The sequence below is a fragment of the Nostoc flagelliforme FACHB-838 genome (assembly GCF_014698065.1).
Taxonomy (GTDB): domain Bacteria; phylum Cyanobacteriota; class Cyanobacteriia; order Cyanobacteriales; family Nostocaceae; genus Nostoc; species Nostoc flagelliforme_B.
The window spans coordinates 1-5,163 of sequence record NZ_JACJSI010000407.1 but is presented as its reverse complement, the minus strand read 5'-3'; the positions used below and the strand labels follow the sequence as shown (position 1 = coordinate 5,163).

Annotated in this window: 5 protein-coding genes and 1 pseudogene; 2 read left to right on the top strand and 4 right to left on the bottom strand. The window is 42.0% G+C overall.

Translation table 11 applies throughout. The annotated features are described in order from the left end of the window. Window positions 1-113: 113 nt before the first annotated feature. The 3 genes and pseudogenes from H6G97_RS45060 to H6G97_RS45050 all read right to left on the bottom strand — a co-directional run. Window positions 114-1,271 (bottom strand): annotated as a pseudogene (locus H6G97_RS45060) (reverse transcriptase domain-containing protein); the annotation flags it as partial. 510 nt (window positions 1,272-1,781) lie between these two features. After that, window positions 1,782-2,108 (bottom strand): hypothetical protein, encoded by a 327-nt coding sequence (locus tag H6G97_RS45055; RefSeq protein ID WP_242056052.1) that lies wholly within the window; start codon window positions 2,106-2,108, stop codon window positions 1,782-1,784. A 458-nt stretch (window positions 2,109-2,566) separates the two neighbouring features. Further along, window positions 2,567-2,857 (bottom strand): helix-turn-helix domain-containing protein, encoded by a 291-nt coding sequence (locus tag H6G97_RS45050; RefSeq protein WP_167315718.1) that lies wholly within the window; start codon window positions 2,855-2,857, stop codon window positions 2,567-2,569. A gap of 430 nt (window positions 2,858-3,287) precedes the next feature. Here H6G97_RS45050 and H6G97_RS45045 point away from each other — a divergent pair, with 430 nt between their 5' ends. Together H6G97_RS45045 and H6G97_RS45040 are read left to right on the top strand one after the other, a co-directional pair. Further along, entirely contained in the window at window positions 3,288-3,728 is a 441-nt protein-coding gene (locus H6G97_RS45045; protein ID WP_190946943.1) for a hypothetical protein, read from the top strand. A gap of 212 nt (window positions 3,729-3,940) precedes the next feature. Next, a complete protein-coding gene (locus tag H6G97_RS45040; RefSeq protein ID WP_190946942.1) occupies window positions 3,941-4,453 on the top strand; it encodes a hypothetical protein in 513 nt (170 codons plus the stop codon). Between the two features lie 414 nt (window positions 4,454-4,867). Here the strand turns inward: H6G97_RS45040 and H6G97_RS45035 are convergent. Then, on the bottom strand, window positions 4,868-5,163 hold a 296-nt coding region (locus tag H6G97_RS45035), incomplete at its 5' end, for a hypothetical protein (protein WP_190946941.1).

Genomic DNA, 5,163 nt, shown 5'->3' with positions numbered 1-5,163 from the left:
GTTCCAATTTTTCACTTTGTACTGGGCTTTCGTGTTCATATGCAGGGTTAGGCGGCGAGCGAACATAGGCGATAGGTAAAATTTACCATTTTGCCTATTCACGCAACAACGCCGAACTTATGGTAATTTCTCCAACCTCTAACTACCGGGGCTAATTTCTCCGCCTTTGTGGTAGCACCATAATTCGAGTTGTTGACGATGTGTTTTACTTTCTTACGGAATGCTTTGAAGTTATCCACTGAGGGAGTGCTTCTAAACTTTCCGTTTTTCTGGACTTTGAAATGCCAGCCGAGGAAATCAAACCCATCTGTCGCGGCGGTAACTTTGGTTTTCTTTTGGCTTACATTCATTCCGCGTTTGCGGAGAAACTCGTTGATTCTTTCAAGTATCTCTATCGCGTTATCTTCGGGTCGGAGTATGATAACCATATCATCCGCGTATCGGATTGATGGTTTGACAATACTCTTTTCTGAGGTGTTGTCTGTGATACTTTTACCGAGTTTGTATTCGGTGTGATATCTGTGTATACTCTCAATCCCATTGAGCGCGATATTGGCTAGTAATGGGCTAACCACTCCCCCTTGCGGTGTACCCTGTTCGGGGAATTCTGGGTTTACTCCAGCCTTGAGGCATCGGAAAATACCGAGTTTTAAGCCTTTGGGTGCGATGAGTTCGTCCATTATTGCTGAGTGGTTAATCCTGTCGAAACACTTCTCGATATCGAGTTCTATAACTCGTTTTTCTATTCCGTTGCTGTTGGAGCGGAGGTTATTAAAGATGTACTTTTGTGCATCGTGAGCAGAGCGCCCAGTTCTGAACCCGTAGTGGAAAGTGGCAACGCGCAAGCTGGTTCGAGTGCATATTTTGCTAGGCATTGCCAAGTTCTATCCGCGATGGTTGGTATTTTAAGCATTCTGGTAGTCCCATCTTTTTTGGGGATGGGGATTTCCCTTAGTCCTTGATGTTTCCAATTTCCACTATTCATTTTCAGTAGTTCTTCAAGGTTGAAGCGTTCTTCAAATGAGAGCGATTTCTTCCCATCAATACCAGCCGTCTTTTTGCCAGCGTTTAGCTGAGATACAAGTCTAATTGCAAGAAATCGAGCCGAGGTAGATTTTAGAATAAGCTTTTGGAGTGACCTAGCTTTCCGCTTGTCTCCAACTTGAACAGCTTTGAATACGCGATGAGTGAAGGCGGAAAAGGTTTCGGCGGAATTTCTTCCACGGTAAAGCTCTCCAAGATTCACTAGTTTTGTAACTGTGTCTAATCATTTTCTCTTCTAAAGTTTGTATTTTCTGAACACCTCAGACCAATTACGGTCTGTCCTACCCGAATTGTGGGAATTCCTCCGCTCGTCTGGGCTACTTGGGGTTCGACCGCCCCTAGACCCACAACTCGTTTTTATTCGTTCCCTCGGAAAGATTGATTGTTCCGTTAGATGTAGCCAATTCGCCTGCTGGATTCCCTGGACTCTTACCGATACTATGAGGATGTTCGGTGGGAATGGACTCCAGCGTGGTCAGGGTTTTTGCGTTGCGCCCTGCCCAAGTAATAAGGTCGCTTTTCTAGGCTCTGTTTCATCATAGGAACTCCCTGTTAGCGCCAGTGTCAACCCGCAACGGTCGTCTGATTGCACCCAGTTAAGAGCTTCACTCTACAAGAATCGAGCTTGTTCGGTGTGGGCAGGTAAGGAGTCAATTCTGAGTCTGAATGGTAGGGCTTTCACCTACATCTGTCCGAGAGTTCAGCCTTTAGTGACAGTAATCTGCTGTCGGGCTGACTTAGTTATATACGGACTGATTACCGTGATTCACTAAGTAACGAATCGCACCCTCATCTTCCTTGTGATTGCACTCTACTGGAGCAGAAAGACTCGCTTTTACCTCTGCAACAGCGCGTTTGAAAGATTGTTTGTGGTATCGAGCATAGCCGTGGGTCATTTTCACCCAAACCGTAGTGTCATCTTTACTAATCCAAATAGTCACTACATCTTCGGGCTTGCAGTTTTTGGAGTAGTCCGACTGATTGACGATGGTTGCAATGATTTGGCGATCCTGTGTGGTTAACGGATCTTTTGTTGGCGCAGGGGCTAAACTTTGTGTAATCATTAGAAATACCTCTTAAATGGGTAAAAAGGCGATCGCAGAGTTTGGTAGACGTAGCGATCGCCTTTTGTTTTGCGTGAACAACGTTGTGGTTTACCGCAACGTTCTCAAATTGTTTTGGCGTAGCCTCATATTTCTGAATTTCAGTTATTTTCTAGCAATAATTCACAGCACAAGGCTCTAGAGAAGGTATTGAGCGGTTGCCCTAGCAGTATGAGTGAATTTATTGAGTGATTTTGAGTATCTCCCCCAGCCGACTTTACCTGGCGTACCTTGTGCTATACGACGGGAGGTTCTCGTTTCTCAAATCTATGTTTTATGTTGATCAAATTTGGGGTTGAGCGCTTCTTTGTTTTTCAAAAGAGGCATCGCACTCGTCTCCTCTCTTATGATCATTGTATTACTACGCTCACCAGTGGTTGTCAAGTGTATTTTACTGGTGAGCGTAGTAGATATTTCTCTTAACTGTTGTAATCTATGTTCCAAATAAGTGAAGTGATATCCCCATCTAAAGCAGCACAAAGTTTCTCTAGAATTTCTGTACTAACAGTCATCTGAGTTGGCTTTTTTGGTTTGTTAATAAAGACGTGAGGAGTCTCTAGCTGCTGAATATAAGCCACAGAAACTCCCACAGCATCAGATAGCTTTTGTCTACTATATCCAGCTTTCTCTCTAAGCTCCCTGAGTTTTTGGGCATTTTCTTCATTCCACCTAAACGCAGCGATGGGTGTTACATCTACTGTGATATTCATTTTTACTTTAATTTTATTTTCACTGCGCTCGCCAGTTGACATGGTAATATGATTAATATACTGGTGTCAACCATAAGGCTACACTAAGCAAAGGTGAAAGCGATCGCTTGCCCATTAGCAATGCGATTATTTCAGCCTGCGTCAACTGGAGAAACACAACACCTGTTCAAAGACTCTTACGGTTCATTTCCTCAAGGTCAAGTGAAACTCACAAAGAATTCATTGCCGTAGAGATAAGAAACCGAAATCTAAAACTACTTAACTAGCTTTGAGAATCCAGGCAAGGTTTAAGAATGGCTCTCACCAGCAGTAATCGTGGAAGGGCTTGAAAGTTAATATTGCTACCCTAATCTCTACCGACAGAAAGATTTATACAAACGACAAGAGGTTTAAGGTAGGTACAACCAACAGTAACGCAAGGAAAAAACAAATGAATCTACCTGCAACTGTTAGCCCAAAACTCCAGAAAAGTGCGGCATTTATATTGCTTTCTCTAGCTTTAGTCGGTTTAGAAATTCCTTCTTCAACTGGACAAAGCTTGTCAAATAGTTCAACCAAATCGGCTCCGCTTGTTGATGGAACATATTTATACGGCGAAACTCCTAAACCTAATCAAATAGGGAAAGCCTACTTATTATTACAACGCCAACAAGGAGATATTGTCGGAGCTTTGTACTATCCTAATTCTGAGTTTAGTTGCTTTACAGGAAAACAGAATAACAACACAGTTTCTGCTAAATCACTTAGTTACAATAAAGCAAAAACTGAAAATATGAAAATTAACCTATCCAATTTTCATCAAATCAAACTTACTAGCGCTAACGACCAACGCATCCTCACAGTCTGCAAGCGAACAACAGTTGCCTCTTAGCAATTAACTAATGAGATTATTAATTATATAGGCTTTATTGGATAACAAGATACGGATCACAACCTCAAAAGTCAGAGCAAAAGAGTAGGTGATTCAGCCTACGAATCATTACAGACTGTTGCACACTGACTATATAAAAGTAGAAGGCGAAATATTGTTGGATGTTAAAGCCAAATTAAACTAAGAGTATAGGAATTAGTATTTTCAAGCAGATGACAGTTAATAATGGATCGATTCTTACGCTCTTTATTCTGATTATAACCCTGCTAGCTCTTGCCTATGGTTTTGGTGTGAAAGCTCGACGTTTACCCTTTACGGCAGAAATTGGGTTTAACCAGCAGCAATGGCAATTTCTGCGATGGTGGGTCAAGTTAGCTTTAGTTGCTGGAGTTTTGTTACCTATGTGCTTGTTAGCTCTGAGTTGGAAACAACCATCCTCATGGGTATTTTGGGCGAGTTACCTGTTGATAGTCGCCGTACAACTCATATCTGAACATATTTTTAGTCGCTTCCTAGTGCCAAGTATTGTTGTACCCATTGGCTTTTTCTATACAGCTTTTCGGTTGTGGCAACTGCTAGATGGATTCACACAATTAACATTTTCCTATTTGACATTGGTAGGTTTTGGTGTCGTTGTGTTGTTTTGGGTTGCTAACTTAATAATGTTGATGGTGATGGCCATTCCAACAATCTTTAAAGGTTCGGAGTCAATTTCACAATCTTGATTTATGTTTTGGCATGATCATAGTTCACAATCTATACCATCCCTATCTCTATTAAACCCGTGCAGATTTGGCAGATTAACCTTTTGAAAGAAGGGCAGTAATCCCTAGTAGAAGGTTCAATAAAGTTTGGCTATAAGACTTTAACATCTAATACTGAATATTTACACATAAAAGTACTTAGCTAGATATACAGTACTTACAAAGTTTATTACTGAAATTATCCTAATTTTTTATCAAACCATGACATTAGGGGAGTATGTTGGGACGGGCAAGCAGAATTCAATGATTCTTGGTGGGAGCGAGTTAAATATTACGCTCGACTGGCAATTGAGCGGGTGGATTACGGTGTAGAATCAGTTAAAGAATTACTCTGTACTCTAACAATTGATGAGCGTTGCGGTCTGATCCTGGAGTTTAAGGATGTTGACCCGGACAAGTTTGGTCAACTGATTGCATCTGCGCCCAATTAGGTGCAGTGGATGGGACGAATTGTTGGGTTGTGAAGGAGCCAGCGATCACTCGTGTCAAAGATGCGATTGCTGCTGGTGCGATAACCAGACTGATCTGTTTATTAATGCTTGCCAGAGTGGGTCTAAGGGGAAGAATACTGTGACAACAACCAATGTCAGCACTTGGTTGGATTGGGCAAGGAAGCAGAGGATTGTGCGGATAATGCCGGAAGGGGAAGCAGGAAACTTGCAGAACATGAG